This is a genomic window from Methylomagnum ishizawai, from assembly GCF_019670005.1.
Lineage (GTDB): Bacteria > Pseudomonadota > Gammaproteobacteria > Methylococcales > Methylococcaceae > Methylomagnum > Methylomagnum ishizawai.
The window spans coordinates 1264795-1284467 of the sequence record NZ_AP019783.1; the positions used below are offsets into that span (position 1 = coordinate 1264795).

Here is a 19673-nt window from a genome sequence, read left to right on the forward strand (position 1 = left end):
CCTCAGAGCGGCGGCATGAATTTGGGGACGAACAAGGCGCTGAGTTCGCCCACCTTGGCGCTCATCAAGGCGATGGCGCCGGCCGGGGCCAAGCCCAGCCACAGGATGCCGAGCGCCAAGACCCCGGCGGCGGCGAGTTCGTGGCCGCGCAAATCGGCGATGCCATTCAGGCCGGGCCGCGGAATCCCGGCGAACAAACCGTCCACCACGCGCAAGCCATAGGCCGCGCCGACCAGGACGCCCACGCTGGCGCAGGCCACGGTCCAGCCGAAGCGCTGGAAACCGCCGACGAGCGCGTGCAATTCCGCCACGAAGCCCGCCGAACCCGGCAAGCCCATCGCCGCCAGCAGGGCCAGGGTGGCGAACCCGGCGAAGCGCGGCGCGGCCTGGGCCAATGCGCCGTAATCGGCGATGGCGCGGGTATGGGTACGCTCGTACAACAGCCCGGCCAACAGGAACAGGATGGCGGCGATCAAGCCATGGGCGCTCATTTGCAGGACCGCGCCCAGCAATCCGGCCTGGTTCAGGGAGGCGATGCCGAGCAGGACCACGCCCATATGGCTGACCGAGGAATAGGCGATCATGGCCTTGAGGTCGGTCTGCCGGAACGCCAGCAAAGCCCCGTAGAGGATGCTGACCAGGGCCATTCCCGCCAGCCAACCGTGTAGTTCCAAGGCGGCGGCCGGGAGCATCCCGGTGGCCTTGATGAGTCCATAGGCACCCATCTTGAGCATGGCCCCGGACAACAGGATGCTGACCGGGCTGGGCGCTTCGACATGGGCCAGGGGTAGCCAGCCATGCAGGGGGAAGACCGGCATCTTGACCCCGAAGCCGATCAGGAATCCCAGGAACACCCACAGTTGTTGCTCGCGGGGCAGGGCGCGGGCGGTGCGGAGCATGGCGTCCATGCCGGTGGAATGCTCCGCCGAGAGGGTGAAGACCAGCAAAAGGCTCATCAGCATGAACACCGAACCACCCATGGTGTACAGCACGAAATTGAGGCTGGCGGCGTGGCGGCGCGGCCCGCCCCATTGGTCGATGAGGAAGAACAAGGGAATCAAGGTCAGTTCCCAGAACACGAAGAACAGCGACCAATCCTGCGCCATGAACACCCCGAGCATCCCGAATTCCAGGGCCAGCAAGGCGATGTGGTAACCCTTGGCGCGTTGCTTCACGCCGCCCGAGGCCACCAGGGCCACCAGGCATAGCACGCTGGACAGCAGCACCATGGGCAGGGAAACGCCATCCACGCCCAGGGCGTAGTAACTGCCGAGTTCCGGGTTCCAGACCTTGGATTCCGTGAATTGCACGCTGGGCACCGTGGTATCGAAGCCCCAGGGCAGGCCGCAGGCCAGCAGCGCGGCCAGCCCGGCGCTGGCGAAGGCGATGCGGCGGATCAAGCGCCTGCGCCAAGGCGGCACGAAGGCCAAGGCCAAGGCGCCCAGGAACGGTGTCCACAGGATCAAACTCAGGATTTGCATGGATATTCGGAGGAGGTCCGGGCCTTGCCGGAGAGGGCGTGTGGTTTAAAGTGGGATGGGGTGGTTCAAAAATACCACGGACGCTGGTTTAGGAAAACCATCGCATTGGGTTTTCGGCTGGGACGGCGGGACCGGAGGGGGATTTGAACCGGGGACCAAGGTGCGCGGGCGGAATCCCCCCGGTTTTCCACCGGGGGGCGGGACCGGCTAGAACGGCGTGAATTTGCCCTGCTGCGGCAAGCCGGAGCGCGATTGGGGCATCTGGGCCATATGGGCCGTGGATTGGGGAACGAGGTCCTGTTCGCCCCCGGTCCCTGTGAACAGCGCGATCACCTGTTTCAATTCCACCGTCTGGTGCTTCATCTCCTGGGCCGTCGCCGCCAGTTCTTCCGAGGCCGCGGCGGTTTGCTGGGTGGCCAGGCTGATCTGCGCCAGGGCGGTGTTGATTTGGCCGACTCCCGCCGATTGTTCTTCCGAAGCCGCCGTGATCTCCTGGATGAGGTCCGAGGTTTTCTGGATCGAGGGCACGATATTGCCGATGATGAGTTGCCCGGCCTGTTCCGAGAGCCGCACGCTCTTGTCCGCCACCGCGCCGATTTCCTGGGCCGCCACTTGGCTGCGTTCGGCCAGCTTCCGCACCTCGGCGGCCACCACCGCGAATCCCCGGCCGTATTCCCCGGCGCGGGCCGCCTCGATGGCCGCGTTCAGCGCCAGGAGGTTGGTTTGGTAGGCGATGTCGTCGATGATCCCGATCCGCTCGGCGATTTGTTGCATCGCCGCCACCGTCTCCCGCATGGCTTGGGCACCGTCGGCGGCCACCGAGGAAGCCTGGGTCGCCACGCCGTTGGTGACTTTCGCGTTCTCGGTGTTCTGGGTCACCGAGGCCGTGATTTCTTCGAGCGAGGCGCTGGTTTCCTCCACGCTGGCCGATTGCTCGCTGGCCCCCTGGCTCAGGGTTTGCGCCGTGGTGTTCACTTGTTCCGAGGCGTTCGCGATCCTGCCCACGGTTTCCGCGAGCTTGGCGACTTGCTGGTTCATCAGGCGGATGATCCAGATGGCCGTGCCCAGGGCGATAATCAAGGCGCTGGTGGCCAAGCCGATCAACCAGATACGCGATTGCGCCATGTTTTCTATCGTGGTGTCGGACAGGGTTTTCATCAGCCCCCCTTGGAACTTCGCCATTTCTTCCAAAGCGTTCCAATAGGCGGTATTGGCCGGAGCGAAGTCGTGCAGGATGAATTGGGCGGCTTTCTGGCGGTCGGTTTTGACCAGTTGGTATAGCGGGTCGTATAGGGCGCTCACGGTGGAGCGTTTGGCGACGATGACATTGAATAGCTCGCGGCCGCGGGCGGTATTGATCATCTTGTCGAGTTGTTCGAGGGTTTCGGTGTTTTTCCTCCGGTTCTCTTCCATGGCTTTGATGGTTTGCTCGGTCGCCGCCATGTCGCTGAGCAAGACCAGGTTGCGCGCCAATCGTCCATTGTCCAGGGTGCGCTTGATGATTTCGTTGGCGATGACGGTTTTGGGATAGCGGTCCTGGGTGATTTCCTCCAGGGTAAGGGCGACCTGGGAAAGGGTTATAATGGATTTGGTCGATATGCCAAGCAGTAAAATAATGATAAGTCCGAATCCTAGCTTAGTTTTTGCGTTCATGGTTTTGAACATAATGCCTCCGATTATTCGTGTCGAAAACTGGAAAACCGCCATAAGAATGATGCCGCCGCCTCGCCGGTGGCTGTCGGGTCAATTTCGCGCCGCCGGAAAAGGCCGAACCAAGCCCGTCCCACCGATAATGGGCCATCGGGTCTTGGAATGGGCGCGGGCGATGCTTATCCATCGGGCCGCTCGGGTTTCGCCACACGCCTGGAGTTTCCATGCCATGCCCCATCCTGGCGGACGGGGAAATACAATTGTCCAGAGCATAGACCATGCTGGGCGTTTTGGCGGGCAAAATCCGCCAAGCCGTCGGCTATGGGTTTTGTTTTTTATAAGCATATGATTATAAATGTTATTTTTTCTGCGTGCGGGGGGTCGCGTGGATGCGTTCCCGGTTATGGGAAGGTTAGTGGCAGGTGTTTGCGGAGGTTATGGGGGTCGCTTTGAAGGGGGTATTTCCGCTAAAAACGCTATGGGCTCGATGCAAAAGAAGTTGGATTCCGATCAGCGGCTCAGCCCAAGTCCAAGTAGGCAACCCAGCGTTATGGCGGCCATCAAGCACAAATGCGATAAGGGGGATATTTTGCCAAAGCCGTCCCTCAAGGCGATGTAAAACGAGATGGGGAGCAAAATAAGGATTTCTATGGAGAGGTTACGCCAAAAATAGCCGTTAAGGATATTCAGGCTTCCGGCGCTGGGTAGAATCCCGATCCGGGAGGTGAAGACTTCGGACGACAAGGGCCATAGGAAAGGACTCTTGTGTACGCCTACAAGATAGTCCAGCACCAAGTGCGAAAGGGGAATCAAGATGAGGTGGGGCGGTTCCAGGCTTGCCAGCGGTTTTATACCGGCGAGCCGATTGAAAGCGATGGCCAGGACGGAGGCGGACAGGCAAAAGCCAATGGAATGGGTATATCTGGGTTCGATTTCATAGCCGCCCACCCAAAAAATCAGATAATCGAGGTCGGGTAGCGCTGCCAGGAAAGCGGTTTGCCGGTTGCCTGGAGTTGGCGTAGGCCGGGACGGTCGATTTGGACCGCAAGGGGCTGGGAGAGGGGCCGCATTGGCGGAACGCCGGGCGTTCCGCCAATGCGGTTTAGGCTGGATAGACCGAGATCGCTATCGAACCGGGGGACGGGTTAGATGCGCTTGACCGAGCCTTCCACCTTCTTCAATTCCAGCCGGGCCATCGCCAGGTTGGCGCGGGCGCGCTCCAGGGCGAGATAGATGAAGATTTCGCGGTTGGAAGTCAGGGGACGCAGCAAATGATACTGGCTGCCGAGGCTGATCAGGATGTCTTCGATATTGTCGTCGCCGAGGCCGATGGCATCCATCGCCTTGAGCTTGGACTGCAACACTTCGGTATTGGCCGCCGCGGCGATTTCCACCGGATAAGTACCGACCACCAGCGATTCGAGCATCATGCCGCTGCTGGAATCGACCAGGGCGGCGGCGATGAAACCATCCAGTTTTTTGAGAGAGTCAACGGTATTTGCCATAGATTGAGTTTCCTTATGGGTATGGGTTGCCGCGAGGGAGAGTCCTTCATGGCTTTCGCGGCGGAAAAGGTCCTTGAAGGTTTTGAGAAGGATAGCTTGGTCAACCATGGGCGATGGTCGAGCCGAGCAGGGTCGTGACCAACTGCATCAAATCGCCGCGCTGGCGGGCATCGACCTTGATGACCGGCCAGGACGCCCCCCTGGCTTGGAGGGCGCGGGTATATTCGTTGAGCGAGGGCGTGGGGCTGAGGTCGTTATGGGTGACGCCGATCACGGCGTGGTGGTCCGCCAGGAATTCACGGTGGGCATCCAGGTAATAATTCAGCTCCTTGATGGAATCGCTGGCCGCGTTGCTGACCAGGATGATGATTCCCAGGGCTTTCTGGATGAGTATTTCGCTCATGAAATCGAAACGCCGTTGGCCGGGAGCGCCATACACATGGAGTTGGGTGTCCTCGTTCAGGGCCAGGGTGCCGAAGTCCATGGCCACGGTGGTGGATTGCTTATGTAACTGGGTTTGGTCGCTGGGCGCGGCTTCGGTGGAGATCACCTTGTCGCCGCACAGGGTGGCGATGGCGGTGGTCTTGCCCGAACCGACGCTGCCCACGATCAATATTTTCAGCTTTTCCCGCCAGTCGAACGGCTGGGCGCGGGGTCGTGTGGCCGGTTGTGGCCGGGTCGGCACCGGCGTGGCGAGGGCCAACGTTTGGCTGATTTCCTTGAGCAGGATGGTGAATTCGAGGGGGGAGGGCGTTTGTCCTTGCGGAGGGCGGCGCAGATGCCAACGCGCTTCTTGTGGCCGCTGCGGGGAGTAACAAATCAAGCGGTCTTGTGTGAAGCCGCCTGTATCGCTATGCCAGTAAGCCAGTTCTTCGGAGGAACCCGCCGTCACCAGCAGCAAATCCGCCATATCGGCGTCCGGTACGACTTGCCAGGGCTGTTGCCAGCGGTTGGCGCGGGAAAACAGGTTATTCAGAACGTCGGCCTCGTCGGGGTTGGAAAGTCCGCATAAGGCGATCCGAATGGGAAGGAGAGAAGGGGGGGTATGTGGGTTGTTCATTGCGTACCTGCGAGTCATGGACAAAGTAGTATGCGAAAAGGTTCTTGCTGATCGGCAGGTCGGAACTCTCTTTCATGCTGCAATGTCTTTTTGCTATCGTCACAAGTCCGTTCCTACCGTAAAGCCAAAAGTGATTGGTTTATGTATTATTGCAGTGATTTTTGTATTTTCCTCTTGATTTGTATGGGTTTATGTTGTATTGCTGCCATATCATGCTTGAAGTGGGGGGTTGTCCGTCCTCGTCAGCATGCCCGCGAGCTAGGTGGATTTTTTAGAAAAATTTCCAATCCTGTAGTTACTTTAAAAAACTTGGAATGACATCGTCTTATAGCGATTTTAGCGACTTAGGCGGGTTGCTTATCTTTATTACTAATAATAATTGAAAGAAAGTAGCACAAGTTCACTCCGGATGTGAAAAACGACCCATTAATTTCCACACACTTGTGAAGGCTGCGTACTGCCTTCCCCTTGGCCGTGTTGGCTTCGACAGTCTTTCGTGCAAGATGCTCCGGCTGATGTTGCGCGGACGGATATCCCGTCCCGAACCGAGCGAAGGGGGGTATCGGTGTCAAATCAAGCCGCTCCCGGAGCTTGGGCCAAGGTTGCCCCGCCCAAACCCTTGTTGCTAAAGTTCCCGGCCATCCTCCTTTCCTCCATCGCTTCCATGAACCCGACCAAAACCCGTTTCGCCCCCAGTCCGACCGGGCTGATGCACATCGGCAACGCCCGCACGGCCTTGTTCAGCGCCCTCTATGGCGGGAGTTTCCTGCTCCGCATCGAGGACACCGACGCCGAACGCAGCCGCCGCGAATTCGTCGATGAACTCCTGGCCGATTTGCGCTGGATGGGCCTCGCCTGGCAGGAAGGCCCCGAAACCGGCGAACCCGGCCCGGATTATTTCCAGTCCCGGCGCGGCGCGATCTACCAGCGCTATTACGACGAATTGGAGCGGAAAGGTTTGGCCTATCCGTGCTTTTGCTCGCCGCTCGAATTGGAAATCTCCCGCAAAACCCAACAGAGTTCCGGCCGGCCGCCGCGCTACACCGGCAAATGCGCCCGCCTCGATCCCGAGGAAGTGGCCCGCAAACGCGCCGAAGGCTTGGAACCCACCCTGCGGTTCAAGGTGCCGCGGCGGGAGACCGTGGAATTCCTGGATTTGGTGCGCGGGCCGCAGAAGTTCGCCACCGACGATATCGGCGATTTCATCATCCGCCGGGCCGATGGCAGCGCCGCGTTCTTCTTCTGCAATGCCATCGACGACGCCTTGATGGGCGTGACCCATGTCTTGCGCGGCGAGGACCATCTCGCCAATACGCCCCGGCAGTTGCTGGTGCTGAAAGCCCTGGACCTGCCGCTGCCGCAATACGCCCATAATTCGCTGATCCTGGGCGACGATGGCGCGCCCTTGTCCAAGCGCAACGGCAGCCGCAGCATCGCCCAGTTGCGGGAAGAGGGTTATTTCCCGTTGGCCTTGCTCAATATGCTGGCCCGGCTCGGCCACCATTACGACAGCGAGGACATCATGGATTTCGCCGCGCTCAAGGCGCGGTTCGATCTTTCGCGCCTGGGCAAATCCCCGGCCCGTTTCGATAACGACCATCTCAAGCACTGGCAGCACATAGCGGTGCGGGCGGCGGACCCCGCCGCGCTCAAGCCCTGGCTGCACGCCGAAACCCGCGCCCTGGTGCCGGAAGATAAATTCCCCGCCTTCCTCGATATCGTCCGCAGCAATTGCCTGTTCCCGGACCAGGCCGATGGATGGGCGCGTATCCTGTTCGCCGACGAATTGAAGGCCGAGCCGGACATGGCGGCGGCGGCGCGGAGCGCGGGGGAAGCCTTCTTCCTGGCCGCGCTCGATGCCGCCACCGCATCCGGGGAAGATTTCGACGCCTTCATGAAAGCGCTCAAGGCCAAGACCTCCGCCAAGGGCAAGGGCTTGTTCCTGCCGCTCCGCGCCGCCCTTACGGGCCGCCACGACGGCCCGGAACTCGGTGCCGTGTACCGCATCCTGGAACCCGCCCGCTTGCACCGCCGCCTGGCCGAATTCACCTATGAATCCGAATGATTGAGTCCGAATCATGCTGACCATCTACAACACCCTCACCCGCCAGAAAGAAACCTTCGTTCCCATCGAGCCGGGCCGGGCCCGCCTGTATGTCTGCGGCATGACCGTGTACGACTATTGCCATCTGGGCCATGCCAGGGTGATGGTGGTGTTCGATATCGTGGCCCGTTATCTCCGGCATCTGGGTTTTGACGTCACCTATGTCCGCAATGTCACCGATATCGACGATAAGATCATCAAACGGGCCAACGACAATGGCGAATCCTATACCGCCCTGACCGGGCGCTTCATCGAGGCCATGCACGCGGACGAGCGGGCCTTGGGCGTGTTGCCGCCCGATCTGGAACCCCGCGCCACCGGCTCCATCGCCGAGATGCTGGCGATGATCGAGACCTTGATCGGGCGCGGCTATGCCTATGTCGGCGGCAATGGCGATGTGTTCTATGCCGTGTCCAAGTTCCAGGGCTATGGACGCTTGTCCGGCAAGAACCTGGACGAACTCCGGGCCGGCGAGCGGGTGGACGTGGACGCGGCCAAGCGCGATCCTTTGGATTTCGTGCTGTGGAAGCGGGCGAAGCCGGGCGAGCCTTCGTGGGAGTCGCCGTGGGGGCCGGGCCGTCCCGGTTGGCATATCGAATGCTCGGCCATGTCCACCTGCTGCCTGGGGAACCATTTCGATATCCACGGCGGCGGCATGGACCTACAATTCCCGCATCACGAGAACGAGATCGCCCAGTCGGAAGGCGCGACCGGCGAGAAATTCGTGAACCTGTGGATGCACAATGGCTTCGTGCGGGTGAACGAGGAGAAGATGTCGAAGTCGCTCGGCAACTTCTTCACGGTGCGGGAAATCCTGAACCGCTATCGCCCGGAGGCCGTGCGCTTCTTCATCCTCAACAGCCATTACCGCAGTCCTTTGAACTATTGCGACGAGAACCTGGACGAAGCCAACGCGGCCCTGACCCGGTTGTATACCGCGCTGCGTGGCGTGGAGCCGGTGGCGCGGGACGGGATCGGCGCGGCCTACCGGGCGCGGTTCGGCGCGGCGATGGACGATGATTTCAATACGCCCGAGGCCGTGGCGGTGTTGTTCGAACTGGCCCGCGAGCTGAACAAGGCGCGTACCGAGAAGCCGGAGGAAGCGGCGGGGCTGGCGGCGGTGTTGCGGGAGTTGGGCGCGGTATTGGGCTTGCTGGGGACCGACCCGGAGGAATTCCACCAGGGCGGTGTGGCCGAGCGGGAGTCCGGGCTGGACGCCGCCGCCATCGAAGCCTTGATCCAGCAACGGCTGGATGCCCGCAAAAATAAGAACTGGGCCGAGGCGGATCGTATCCGCAATGAGTTGAAGGAACAGGGGGTTGTGCTGGAAGATGGGGCGGGGGGGACGACTTGGCGGAGGGAATAGGCTTTATGATCGATGGCTAGGCTATTTTCACGTTCCCCGCCCTATGGCGCTTATCCGCGCCCTGAGTTTCGATTATCAACCCTCCCATCAGGGTGACAGGAGGATTCGTGGGACTGTTAGACGATTTGAAGCGCGAAGCCGACCAGGCCCGCACCGCCAAGGAAGCGGAAACCTTGCGCCAGGCCGGGCTGGACCGGATTTTCCGGGCCGAGATCGCGCCCCGCCTGACCCAGGTCCATCGCTACCTGGGCGAGATGCTCAAGCATCTCGAAGATGCCGAGCGTCCGGTGGCCGCCGCCTTCGATATTCCCGCGCTGGGCCGGGTCGAAGGCTTCCGCCAGGAAGCCTACACCTTGCGGATCGACGGCCATGGCACGCCCAAGAAAGTCACCCTGAATTGCGATTGCGTCCTCCCGGAAGAGCGCAAATTCACCGTCCCCCTCGGCGAGGCCGAGCCTTTGCGCCAACACCTCATTTCCAACCAGGTCATGTTCACCGAATGGCCGGTGCGGGGCGGGACGGGTCCGGTCCAGATGCTGCTGTTCCAGGCCAAGCTCAGGGTGCGGGCCGGCCTCAGTTTCGAGGCCGATATCGAGGCGTCCAAGGTCCGGGTCATCAGCTACAACTTCGAGGGCTTGTCGATCCGCGAGTATTCCTTCGACTATGCGAGGATCGACGCCGCCTGGCTGGACGACATGGGCCGCTACCTGCTGCGCGAGGCCAAGACCCTGGGCTATCTGGAAATCTCGGAGGAGGCCCGCGCCCGCCTGCGGCAACGGGCGGCGGAGGAAAAAGCCCGCCAGGAGCGGCTGTTGGCGCTGACGCAGGAAAAGGACAAGAAGTCGACGGAGCAGGGTTTGCTGGGGGGCTTGCGGAGCCTGTTCGGGCCGGGCAAGCGGGAGTGATGGGGAATCCCGGCCCCGCCGGGATTCCCAGGGCGGTCAGGCCGAGCGGCGCAGTTCCTTGGGCAGGGAGAACACCACTTTTTCCTCGATGCCCTGGTTCTCGGTCACGGCGACGCCGCCCCATTCCTTGAGCTTGGCCACCACCTGGGCCACCAGGGTTTCCGGGGCCGAGGCGCCGGCGGTGACGCCGATGGCGTTCATGCCTTCCACCCATTCCCGCTTGAGTTCATCGGCGTCGTCGATCAGATAGGCCGCCTTGCCCAGTTTCTCGGCGATTTCCCGCAGCCGGTTCGAGTTCGAGCTGTTCGGGGAACCCACCACCAGGATCACATCGCAGCGCCCCGCCAGCTTCTTCACCGCGTCCTGGCGGTTCTGGGTGGCGTAGCAGATATCGTCCTTCTTCGGCCCGTTGATGTTGGGGAAGCGGGCTTTCAGGGTGTCGACCACGGCCTGGGTGTCGTCCAGCGACAGGGTGGTCTGGGTCACATAGGCCAGGTTGTCCGGGTTCTTCACCTGCAAATCCGCCACGTCGGCGGGCGATTCCACCAGGTAGATGCCGCCTTCGGGATTGTCGTACTGGCCCATGGTGCCTTCCACTTCCGGGTGGCCGGCGTGGCCGATGAAGATGATTTCGCGGCCGGCGTGGGCGTGGTGGTGGACTTCGATATGGACCTTGGTGACGAGGGGGCAGGTGGCGTCGAACACTTGCAGGCCGCGTTCCTTGGCTTCTTCCTGGATGGCTTTCGAGACCCCGTGGGCGCTGAAGATCACCGTGGAATTCTCGGGCACCTCCGCCAATTCCTCCACGAACACCGCGCCCCGTTTGCGCAGTCCGTCCACCACATGGGTGTTGTGGACCACTTCGTGGCGCACGTAGAGCGGCGCGCCGAAGACTTCGATGCCGCGTTCGACGATTTCGATGGCGCGGTCCACGCCCGCGCAGAAGCCGCGGGGATTGGCGAGAATGATTTCCATGGGTTTACCGATGAGTCTGAGTAAAAAACTAGGGAATTCTCACACGCCGTCCCGTGTGAATCAACGCGGCGGCAGGGCGGGAGGGCGTCCGGGTTGCCACAGGGTTTCGCCGCCCTCGGCCAATATCCGCGCCAGCACGAACAACAGGTCCGACAGCCGGTTGACCCAGGCCAGGGCCAGGGGGGCGACCGGCTCGGCGCGGGCCAGGGTGGTGAGCGTCCGTTCGGCGCGGCGGCAGACGGTGCGGGCCACCTGGCAATGGGCGGCGGATGGGCCGCCGCCGGGCAGGATGAAGTCCTTGAGCGGCGGCAGGCGCTCGTTGAAATAATCCAGCCAGCGTTCCAGCCCATCGACATGGTTTTGCTCCAGGCTGGCGCGGCCGGGGATGCAGAGGTCGCCGCCCAGGTCGAACAGCCGGTGCTGGACTTCGATCAGGCAATCGCGGACTTCGTCGGGGAGGCCATGGGCCAGGACCAGCCCGAGATGGCTGTTGAGTTCGTCCAGCTCGCCATAGGCCGCGACGCGGGGGGCGTCCTTGTCGATGCGGCTGCCGTCGCCGAGGCCGGTGGTGCCGGTGTCGCCGGTGCGGGTGTAGATGCGGGTGAGTCGGTGGCCCATGGCTTACACCAAGGGATCGTCGGCGACGACGATGCCATCCTCGTCGGCGTAGAGGTAATGGCCGGTGCGGAAATTGACCCCGGCGAAGGTGATGAGGATATCCCTTTCACCCGTGCCGCGCTTGTGGCTCCGGAGCGGATGGGTGTGCAGGGCGCGGACGCCGAGGGGCAGGCGGCCGATCTCGACCGAATCGCGGATGCAGCCGTAGACGATGATGCCCTGCCAGCCGTGGTCGCAGGCCAGCTTGGCGAGGTCCGCCCCCAGGAGGGCGCAGCGGTGGGAGCCGCCGCCGTCCACCACCAGGACGCCGTTTTCGGATTTTTCGCCCAGGGTTTCGCGGATTTTCACAGGGTCCTCGAAGACCTTGAGCGTGGTGATGCGGCCCGAGAAGGCGGTATGCCCGCCGAAGGAGCGCAACAGCGGTTCGGCGATTTGTAGGCGTTTGGATTCGGCGAATTGATCGCAGAGATCGGAGGTTTTGAAGATCATGGTCGGCTTCCGGGCGTGGGTGGGATGGCCGGTATGATAACCGAGCGGGACGCAAGGTTCCCCGGCGGGCCGGATCAGTCTCCGCCGCATCCCCCGCCGCAGCCGCCGTCGCCGCCGGAATCGCCATCCCCGGAATCGCCCTCGCCGCCGAAGCCGTCCAGGTCGCCATCGATCCCGCTGTCCGAGAAATCCCCGCCGCAATAGCAATCGCCGCGTCCGTTGCGGCGCAGGGCCGCGCAATCGGGGACGTAATGGAAGCCGTCGGCGATGCCCAACTGGGCGTCCAGCGCGAACAGCAAGGGTAGCCGGTGCGGGGCTTTGGGGTCGATGCCCTCGGCCCGGCAGGCGTACCACCAGGTCCGGCGCAGGCCTTCGTTGCTCTTGCGCCGCGCCGGGCCGAGGACGGCGGCGGGCGTGTGGTGCAAAAAGCGCCCGAAGGCCCGGCCACAGAACAACTCGTAATTCTTGGTGTAGAGGATGAATTCGTGCCAGACCTCGTCCACGATCTGGGAAGGCATGGACACGAATTTTTGGCCGCCATCGAGGTAGGCCCGGAAAAATTGGCGCAAGCCCCGCTCGACCAGTGCCCAATCGTCCGGGGCCAAACCGGGCCGTTTTTTCGCCGCCCGCTGGATGAGTCCGGGCGGGAAGGCGTAGCCGTCGATGTAGTCGCGCCGTTTCCGCCGCCCGCCGTCGGCGAATTTGGCGCGTAGCGCCCGTAGCGCCGCCCAGCCGGGGATGGCGAGGAATGCCCATTGGAGCAGGGGGGTCAGCTTCGACATATCGCCTCCGGTGGGTCGGGGGGGATGGCGCGGTCGCGCCGGATCGACGGCCCTCCGTGGCCTGGGCGCGGATTCCCTCCCGCCTATCCGACCAGGCGCTCCAAGCGCCGCAACACCCCGTCGGGTTCCGCCACCGCCCAGGCCGCGATGGCATCGGCCCGCGCCTGGGTGTCGGCCACCGCGTAAATCCGCAGTTCGTCGGCATTGCCGGAAGGCCGCAGGTGCGCCACATCGCCGTTGGCGAAATACACCCGCACGCCGTCCACATAATTGAGGGCGGTGATCGCGCCGAAGCCCGCCGCCGCCCCGAAATATTCCGCCAGTTCGGCGCGGAGGGCGGCGCAGGCGGAAGTTTCCGCCGCGGTCAGCGCCACGGCCCGCTGATTCTCATCCAGGGCCGAGAGGGCCTCTTGCGCGAACACCAGTGCGCGGATCGCGGGATTTTCCGGCGTGAACCGCGCCAGGATGCGGAGGCTCACCGGCCTCGGGAAATCCTTGAGCAAGGCGGCGCGGCTATAGCGCTGGGGCAGCAGCCCGAACAATGCCGTCAAGGGCAAACCGCGTTCCTTGGCCGCCACCAGCACGGCGACGATGGGTAACACCGCGTCCCGTGTCGGCAGGGCCGCGAGCATCCGCCCCTGTTTCATGATATCCGAGCCGGTCAGGAAACCGCCGTTGGCTTCCCAGCCGCACACGGCGTGCTTGCCCTGGGCGCGGGCCGCTTCCATCCCGGCGATGACGAAGGGCGAGCCGATCCGGGTCTTGGGTTCCAGCAAGGTCCGCAGCGGTCCCCGGTCGATGGCGTCGTTGCAGCTGATGGGCACCACCACGGCATCCGCGCCCAGGTATTCCGCCGCGATCATGCCGACCAGATCGCCGCCGAAGAACCGCACCGCGCCCGAATCCACCCCCAGGATCAAGGGGCGGTCGCTGTCGCCATCGGTGGAAACCACGGCGTCCACCGGGCCGTGTGCGGCCACGGCGGCATCGTGCAGGGCTTGGAGCGTCGCCAATTGCGCGGCGTCGATGTTCTCGGTGTCGATGGGCACGAAGGTTTCGCTGCGGCCCGCCGGGAACACCTCGGCCCCGAGTCCGCGCAGGATATCCACGACGATATCCCGCCCCACCGCCGAATGTTGGTAGGCCAACAGCCGGACGCCCGCCAACGCGCCCGCCCCGAAGAAATCCACGCTGCGCCGCACATAGGCCAGGGCGGCGGCGGGGTTTTCCGGGGCCAGCTCGCGCTGGCCGGTCTTGAACAGGCCGTCGGCGTCGAAGGGCGAGCTTGCATAGGGTTCGGCATACAGCCGTTCCCGCACCGTTTGCACCTGGGCGTTGACCGGGGCTTCGTGCTGCTTCAGCAATTCGCCGCGCGAGGTGTTGGTCTTGTAGCCGTTGCGGTCGAACGGGATATGGCTGCCGGTGATCATCATGCTGCCCTTGCCTTGGGCGAGGGCGTAGCAGGTCAAGGCCGGGGTGGGGATGCGGCCCAGGTTGACGGGCGACATCCCGGCGGCGCGGATGGCGGCTTCGACCGCCTGGGCCAGTTCGCCGCGCCGGGGATTATTGCCGACATAGGCGCTGGAACTGGGCCTGAGATCGTAGGCGTAGAAAAATTCTTCGCCCGGCACGATGCCGCCGTCCGCGACCGGCAGGGATTGCAGGTATTCCAGTTCCCCGAGGGCGCAGATGTAGATTTCCAACTGGGTCAGGTGGACGACTTCGCCCCGGCGTCCGCTGGTGCCGAAACCGGCGGCGCGGGGTTCGTGGGCGAGGTGGGCGCGTAGCGAATCCGGGGGGTAGGTGGATGGGGTCATGGTGGGGAGGGCTCCTTGAAAAATCAGCGGGCAGACGATACACCATATCCGGCGGCTTGGGGCGCGGACCCGTGGGGTACAATGCCTCCGCCGTCGGTCCCCATTTTCCCACCCTCCATAGCGTAAGCCCGTATGTCCACGCCATCCCTACCCAAGACTGCCCGCCGTGCCCTGCAACGCAACCGCCGCCGCAAACGCCTGGGCGGGGTCTGCGCCGGGATCGCCGATTACCTGGGCATGAATCCGACCCTGGTGCGCTTCATATTCCTGCTGCTGATCCCGCTGACGGGCAGCTTGATCGTCTGGGTCTATCTGGCGTTGTGGTTCTTGTTGCCCGCCACGACCGAGACGCCGATGCCGAAGGTGTCCTGGGAATTGGGGCGCGAACTGCGGCGCATGGACGACAAGATCGCCAAGCTGCACCGCCGCCACGATCCCGCCATCGCCGATCTGGCCCAGCAGGCGTTCGACGCCATCAAGTTGATCGCCCCGCGCTTCGAGCAACCCGGCGACGCCCCGGTCGGCGCGGAAGTGCGCGAGGCGGTGCTGGTGCGTTTCCCCAAGCTGTTGGAACGGATCGGCGCGACCCCCGCCCAGGCGTTCGCGGGCGGCAACGGGGCCATCAACACCGCCGCCGGGACTTTGTTGAACCAGTTGATCGAACTCCACGAACAAGTCCAACAGGTGGCCACGGCGCAGGTGGAACAGGAATTCAAAGCCAGCTTCCGGGAGCGCACCGACGAATCCCCGGAACTTTCGGCCTGGCGCGACAAGCTGCGCCCGATGCGCGACCGTTTGCAAGAGCGGGTCGGCCCGGACACGCTGGGCGTGTTGGCGGGGATCGAGGAGAAGCTGGCCTTCCTGCTGGAACGGCTGGCGCAGGGCGGGGAAATGTTCGACCTGCGGCCTTTCGAGGTGCGCAAGATCGCCTTCGATTATCTGCCGGACGCGCTGAACCAATATCTGGCCTTGCCGCCGTCCATGGCCCGCAGCCAACGCCTCAACAGCGGCAAGACCGCCGAGGAAGCCCTGAACGAGCAACTGGGCCTGCTCGATACCACCTTGCACGATCTGGCGAAAAGCCTGTTCGAGCAGGACGCCGGGGGCTTGCTGGTGCATGGCCGGTTCTTGAAGGAGAAGTTCGCGGAGCAGCCGTTCCGCTTGCCGGAATAAATCAATAAGGCGGGTCCGCCGGTCCCTCGTAGCCACACAGCCCCAGCCGGGGCGAATTCACCAAGGGAATGGGGTCGCCGTAGTTGTCGTGGGGATGGTTTTGGGCGTGGCGGTCGCATAGCGTCCCTTCGGTCTCGTCGTCGATCAGGCATTCCATGCACAACCAGGTGGCGGGTTCCTGGCATTCGATGCAGGCGGCGGGCGGCATGAGGTTGCGGATCAAGAGGGTGATGGGATGCTTGCTGATGGATTTGCCCTCGCGCTGGTCGAGTGCTTTGATCTGGGAGACCGACTCGGTCCCGAAATCATAGATATGGGTCAACTCGCCGCCTGTTAGCGCCGAGGCCAGGGTCCGGTTCATGGACAGTTCCTCGCCGCCCCAGCCGCCGTGGGAAAACTGGCTCATATGGCCGCAGCATTCCAGCCAGATGGCCCGGAGGTATTCGTCCAAGTCCTTGAGTTTGGCCGAACCGCGCATTTCCAGGTCCAGCCAGAATTCCGGCTGCCCCTCGGCCTGCACCCGGAGGTGGTAGAGGGTTTCGGCTTTCCGCTTGCTGCCCTCGGCGTGGGCGGTGGCTTCCTTCCAGGCCGGGCAGGCCGGGAAGTGGCGGGCAGCCATGTTCTTGGCGATGTCCTGCTGGCAGAAGGCGCAGCGTCCTTTGCTGATTTTGGCGCGGGCCATGGGTTTGCTCCGGGTGGGGGTTGTAAGGTTTATCAGGCTACACCGGCGGGTTGGGGATGGCTATGGGGGGTGCTAACTTGGTCTTTTACTCATGCAAAGCTGATTGTTGGGGCTGGACATGTTGATTTCGCTGCGCTTGGTTGGATTCAAGAATTTCCGCGATGCCACCTTGGAAATGGGGCCGTTGACCTTGCTGGTCGGGGCCAATGCTTCGGGGAAAAGCAATCTGCGGGATGCCTTCAGGTTCCTGCATGGGATCGCACGGGGGTATTCATTGGCGGAGATTATCGGCGAGAAATATGGCGAGGGTGGGGAGCGGGTGTGGCGGGGGATTCGTGGGGGAATCCGTGAATTCGCCTTTCAAGGCGATAACCTTTGTGCGTTCGAAGCTAGCTTTTCCCTAGGCCAAGAAACCTATAACTATGCCTTGGAAATACGTATTGAGAGTGGCGGAAACCCCCCCAAAGTGGTTGGCGAAAGACTGCGATCCGGGGGGCGGGTGATTTTTCAGAGTATTGATGCCGACCCAGGAAATCCAGGATTTCTGGATGTCCATCTTGCGGGGAATGACGAAGATCTTGCGGTGTCGGTTCAATGTCTGAGGTATTTTACGGTACTTAACCAAATAGCCTTGGAAAACATCTCCAATATTTTTCTAGATACCCACGAGGCCGCAAGGAAAACGTTGGGTGCCTTCGCCTCCATGCGCTTCCTCGACCTAGACCCCGAAGCCCTGCGCCGTCCCTCCATCCCCGGCCAAACCATCCTGGGCGACAAGGGCGAAAACCTCTCTTCGGTCCTGCAAGCCATTTGCCAGCAACCGGAATCGAAAGCCGCGCTGTTGTCCTGGGTCGCCGAACTCACGCCCATGGATGCCATCGATTTCGAGTTCCCGGCGGACCATGCCGGGCGTGTCCTGCTTACGTTGGTGGAAAGGAGCGGTCAGCGGATTTCGGCCTACAGCGCCTCCGATGGCACCTTGCGCTTCCTCGCCATGATCGCGGCCTTGCTCGGGCCGGACGCTTCCCGCTTCTATTTTTTCGAGGAGCTGGACAACGGTATCCATCCGGCCCGCTTGCATTTGCTCTTGGGCTTGCTCGAACGGCAGGCCGCGCTGGGCAAGGTGCAAGTGGTGGCGACGACCCATTCCCCCGAATTGCTCGCCTTGCTCGACCGCAAGACCCTGGAGCACGCCTCGCTGATCTACCGCCTGCCCGACAGCCACGAAGGCCGGATCAAACGCATCCTCGATATACCGGGGGCCGCCGAAGTCATCGAACAGCAGGATATCGCCAAACTGCACGCTACCGGCTGGTTGGAAGACGCCGCCTATTTCACCAGCGACGAGGACACGGCGGCGTGAATGTACTCATCATCCCCGAAGATTTCCGCAAGGACCAATACCTGCTTCAACCCATTGTCGCTGCCCTGTTGGATTATCTCGGCAAGCCCCGCGCCAAGGTCACGGTATTGAAAGACCCTTTGCTGGGTGGAGTGGCGCGGGCGCTGGATTTCCAGCAACTTAAACCCATCGTCGAGCGTTATCGGGGCATGGTGGATTTGTTCTTGCTGTGCGTGGACCGCGACGGCGAGGCAAGCCGCCGCTTACGGCTGGATAACCTGGAAAACCAAGCACGGGAAATCCTGCCGGAAAACCGGATATTCCTGGCCGAGAATGCTTGGCAGGAATTGGAGGTTTGGGCCTTGGCCGGTTTGTTGGATTTGCCCAAGGAGTGGGCGTGGCAGGACATCCGCGCCGAACGAGATCCCAAGGAGCGTTATTTCAAACCCATTGCCGAGCGGCGCGGGTTGCTGGACGAACCAGGCGAAGGGCGGCGGACCTTGGGCATCGAAGCGTCCAAGCGCTATGTCCGAATTCGCCAGCTTTGTCCGGAAGATATCCAGGCTTTGGAAAGCCGGATCAAAGCCGCCTGCGGAATTTGACGTTCACGATATTGCATCGCTATTTCCCGACCGCCGCCCCGCCTTGCCCGGTCCATGCCCCGCTATTTCCCACCGCCTCGGGCCGCAGCGCCGCAGCCTTGAGGTCCGCCCCCGAAGGCAAGACGCCCCCGTGGTCCACGGCCCAGGCCGCGATATCGGCCCAGGGCCGCTCCGCCCCCAAATCCCTGAGCAGCAAGTGATAACCCCCCTCGTAATAGCCGATCCGGGCCGGGGTGGTCTTGGGCAGCTTGCCCAGCATCAGCCGGATCGGCTCTTGCGGGATGATCTCGTCCTTGGCTCCGTATAGCACCAGCACCGGCTTGTCCAACTTGGCCGCGTCCTGTTGGGCCGCGTCCATCAAATCGGCCAGCCCGGCGATGGCGTCCGCCCGCGTGGCCTTGATGACCAGGGGATCGCGGCCCAGGCCGATCAGCATGGGGATATTGTCGGAGGCTTGGACCTTGAGCCCGGAGCCGGTCAGTTCCAGTTCCGGCAGCATGTGCGCGGTGATCGACAGCAAGGCCCGTTGATACCAAGGCATGGTGTCCCGCGCCCATACGGCGGGGGCCGAGAGGATCGCGCCATCGGCGTCCGGTGGCTGGGGCGAGGTCAGCGCGACCAGGGCGACCGCCCCGCCCATGCTCTCGCCCAAGAGGTAGAGCGGCGTTTTGCCATGGCGCTTGCGGATTTGGGCCACGAATTCGGCGAGGTCGTGGGTATAGGCTTCGATGCCCGCCCAACGGCCCCGGCCCGGTGCCAGCCCGAAACCGCGCTGGTCGTAGGCGTAGACCGCGAGGCCATGTTCCCCGAGATAGCGGCCCGGCGGCTCGAAAGCGCGGCTGTAATCGTTGAAACCATGCAGGCACACAATCACGGCCTTGGGTTCGCCTTTGGGCAGCCAGGAGCGCACCGGCAGCACCGTGCCGTCGGAGGCGATGAAATGGGCGCGGGCGAGCTTGGGTTCTTGGTGCTGTGCCGGGCCGGGCCGGGGCAAGGCGGCGCAGCCGCCCAGCCATAGGGGCAGGAGCAGTCCGAGGGCGATCAGCGGAGGGATGGGGCGATGCTTTAACATAGGTGTCGGACGGGAGGGGTGGAGCGGGATAGTATGGTCCGGCGGCGGGC

At 62.9% G+C, this 19673-nt stretch carries 18 protein-coding genes; 6 read left to right on the forward strand and 12 right to left on the reverse strand.

What is annotated here, in order from left to right:
• Nucleotides 1-2: 2 nt before the first annotated feature.
• The 5 genes from K5658_RS05855 to K5658_RS05870 all read right to left on the reverse strand — a co-directional run bounded on the left by K5658_RS05855 (nucleotide 3) and on the right by K5658_RS05870 (nucleotide 5696).
• On the reverse strand, nucleotides 3-1481 hold the full coding sequence (locus tag K5658_RS05855; protein WP_221066035.1) for a complex I subunit 4 family protein: 1479 nt from the start codon (nucleotides 1479-1481) through the stop codon (nucleotides 3-5).
• 207 nt (nucleotides 1482-1688) lie between these two features.
• Nucleotides 1689-3134, reverse strand: a complete 1446-nt coding sequence (locus tag K5658_RS23910) for a methyl-accepting chemotaxis protein (protein WP_221066036.1) — start codon at nucleotides 3132-3134, stop codon at nucleotides 1689-1691.
• A 507-nt stretch (nucleotides 3135-3641) separates the two neighbouring features.
• The gene (locus K5658_RS24150) at nucleotides 3642-4244 is read right to left on the reverse strand and encodes a metal-dependent hydrolase (RefSeq protein WP_425515947.1); all 603 of its coding nucleotides are present in this window, start codon (nucleotides 4242-4244) and stop codon (nucleotides 3642-3644) included.
• A gap of 32 nt (nucleotides 4245-4276) precedes the next feature.
• Nucleotides 4277-4636 (reverse strand): hypothetical protein, encoded by a 360-nt coding sequence (locus tag K5658_RS05865; protein WP_221066037.1) that lies wholly within the window; start codon nucleotides 4634-4636, stop codon nucleotides 4277-4279.
• Between the two features lie 100 nt (nucleotides 4637-4736).
• Nucleotides 4737-5696, reverse strand: a complete 960-nt coding sequence (locus K5658_RS05870) for a GTP-binding protein (RefSeq protein ID WP_221066038.1) — start codon at nucleotides 5694-5696, stop codon at nucleotides 4737-4739.
• Between the two features lie 664 nt (nucleotides 5697-6360).
• On the opposite strand from K5658_RS05870, the gene gltX reads away from it, so the two are divergent.
• The 3 genes from gltX to K5658_RS05885 all read left to right on the forward strand — a co-directional run bounded on the left by gltX (nucleotide 6361) and on the right by K5658_RS05885 (nucleotide 10071).
• Complete coding sequence (gene gltX, locus K5658_RS05875) at nucleotides 6361-7761, forward strand: glutamate--tRNA ligase (protein ID WP_221066039.1); 1401 nt, start codon at nucleotides 6361-6363, stop codon at nucleotides 7759-7761.
• A 13-nt stretch (nucleotides 7762-7774) separates the two neighbouring features.
• Nucleotides 7775-9166: a cysteine--tRNA ligase gene (gene cysS / locus K5658_RS05880; protein WP_221066040.1), complete on the forward strand. Its 1392-nt coding sequence runs from the start codon at nucleotides 7775-7777 to the stop codon at nucleotides 9164-9166.
• 107 nt (nucleotides 9167-9273) lie between these two features.
• Complete coding sequence (locus tag K5658_RS05885) at nucleotides 9274-10071, forward strand: hypothetical protein (RefSeq protein WP_221066041.1); 798 nt, start codon at nucleotides 9274-9276, stop codon at nucleotides 10069-10071.
• 36 nt (nucleotides 10072-10107) lie between these two features.
• On the opposite strand, the gene ispH is transcribed toward K5658_RS05885, so the two are convergent.
• The 5 genes from ispH to K5658_RS05910 form a co-directional block, all read right to left on the reverse strand.
• Entirely contained in the window at nucleotides 10108-11046 is a 939-nt protein-coding gene (ispH, locus tag K5658_RS05890; RefSeq protein ID WP_221066042.1) for a 4-hydroxy-3-methylbut-2-enyl diphosphate reductase, read from the reverse strand.
• 60 nt (nucleotides 11047-11106) lie between these two features.
• A complete protein-coding gene (locus K5658_RS05895; protein ID WP_221066043.1) occupies nucleotides 11107-11664 on the reverse strand; it encodes a cob(I)yrinic acid a,c-diamide adenosyltransferase in 558 nt (185 codons plus the stop codon).
• Between the two features lie 3 nt (nucleotides 11665-11667).
• Nucleotides 11668-12153, reverse strand: coding sequence for a ribonuclease E activity regulator RraA (gene rraA / locus K5658_RS05900; RefSeq protein ID WP_221066044.1), 486 nt, complete (start codon nucleotides 12151-12153; stop codon nucleotides 11668-11670).
• Between the two features lie 74 nt (nucleotides 12154-12227).
• Nucleotides 12228-12935, reverse strand: coding sequence for a glycine-rich domain-containing protein (locus K5658_RS05905; protein WP_221066045.1), 708 nt, complete (start codon nucleotides 12933-12935; stop codon nucleotides 12228-12230).
• Nucleotides 12936-13018: 83 nt separating this feature from the next.
• The gene (locus K5658_RS05910) at nucleotides 13019-14752 is read right to left on the reverse strand and encodes a phosphohexomutase domain-containing protein (RefSeq protein ID WP_221066046.1); all 1734 of its coding nucleotides are present in this window, start codon (nucleotides 14750-14752) and stop codon (nucleotides 13019-13021) included.
• A 132-nt stretch (nucleotides 14753-14884) separates the two neighbouring features.
• On the opposite strand from K5658_RS05910, the gene K5658_RS05915 reads away from it, so the two are divergent.
• The gene (locus K5658_RS05915; protein ID WP_221066047.1) at nucleotides 14885-15925 is read left to right on the forward strand and encodes a PspC domain-containing protein; all 1041 of its coding nucleotides are present in this window, start codon (nucleotides 14885-14887) and stop codon (nucleotides 15923-15925) included.
• Nucleotide 15926: 1 nt separating this feature from the next.
• On the opposite strand, the gene K5658_RS05920 is transcribed toward K5658_RS05915, so the two are convergent.
• Entirely contained in the window at nucleotides 15927-16607 is a 681-nt protein-coding gene (locus K5658_RS05920) for a hypothetical protein (RefSeq protein WP_221066048.1), read from the reverse strand.
• Nucleotides 16608-16782: 175 nt separating this feature from the next.
• Here K5658_RS05920 and K5658_RS05925 point away from each other — a divergent pair, with 175 nt between their 5' ends.
• The gene (locus K5658_RS05925) at nucleotides 16783-17970 is read left to right on the forward strand and encodes an AAA family ATPase (RefSeq protein ID WP_246628623.1); all 1188 of its coding nucleotides are present in this window, start codon (nucleotides 16783-16785) and stop codon (nucleotides 17968-17970) included.
• On the forward strand, nucleotides 17967-18551 hold the full coding sequence (locus K5658_RS05930) for a hypothetical protein (protein ID WP_221066050.1): 585 nt from the start codon (nucleotides 17967-17969) through the stop codon (nucleotides 18549-18551). Before K5658_RS05925 ends, K5658_RS05930 begins: the two co-directional genes overlap by 4 nt.
• 19 nt (nucleotides 18552-18570) lie before the next feature.
• Here K5658_RS05930 and K5658_RS05935 read toward each other — a convergent pair whose 3' ends face one another.
• Nucleotides 18571-19623 carry an alpha/beta hydrolase gene (locus K5658_RS05935; protein WP_221066051.1) on the reverse strand — a complete coding sequence of 351 codons (1053 nt, stop codon included), beginning with the start codon at nucleotides 19621-19623 and terminating at the stop codon, nucleotides 18571-18573.
• Nucleotides 19624-19673: the final 50 nt, after the last annotated feature.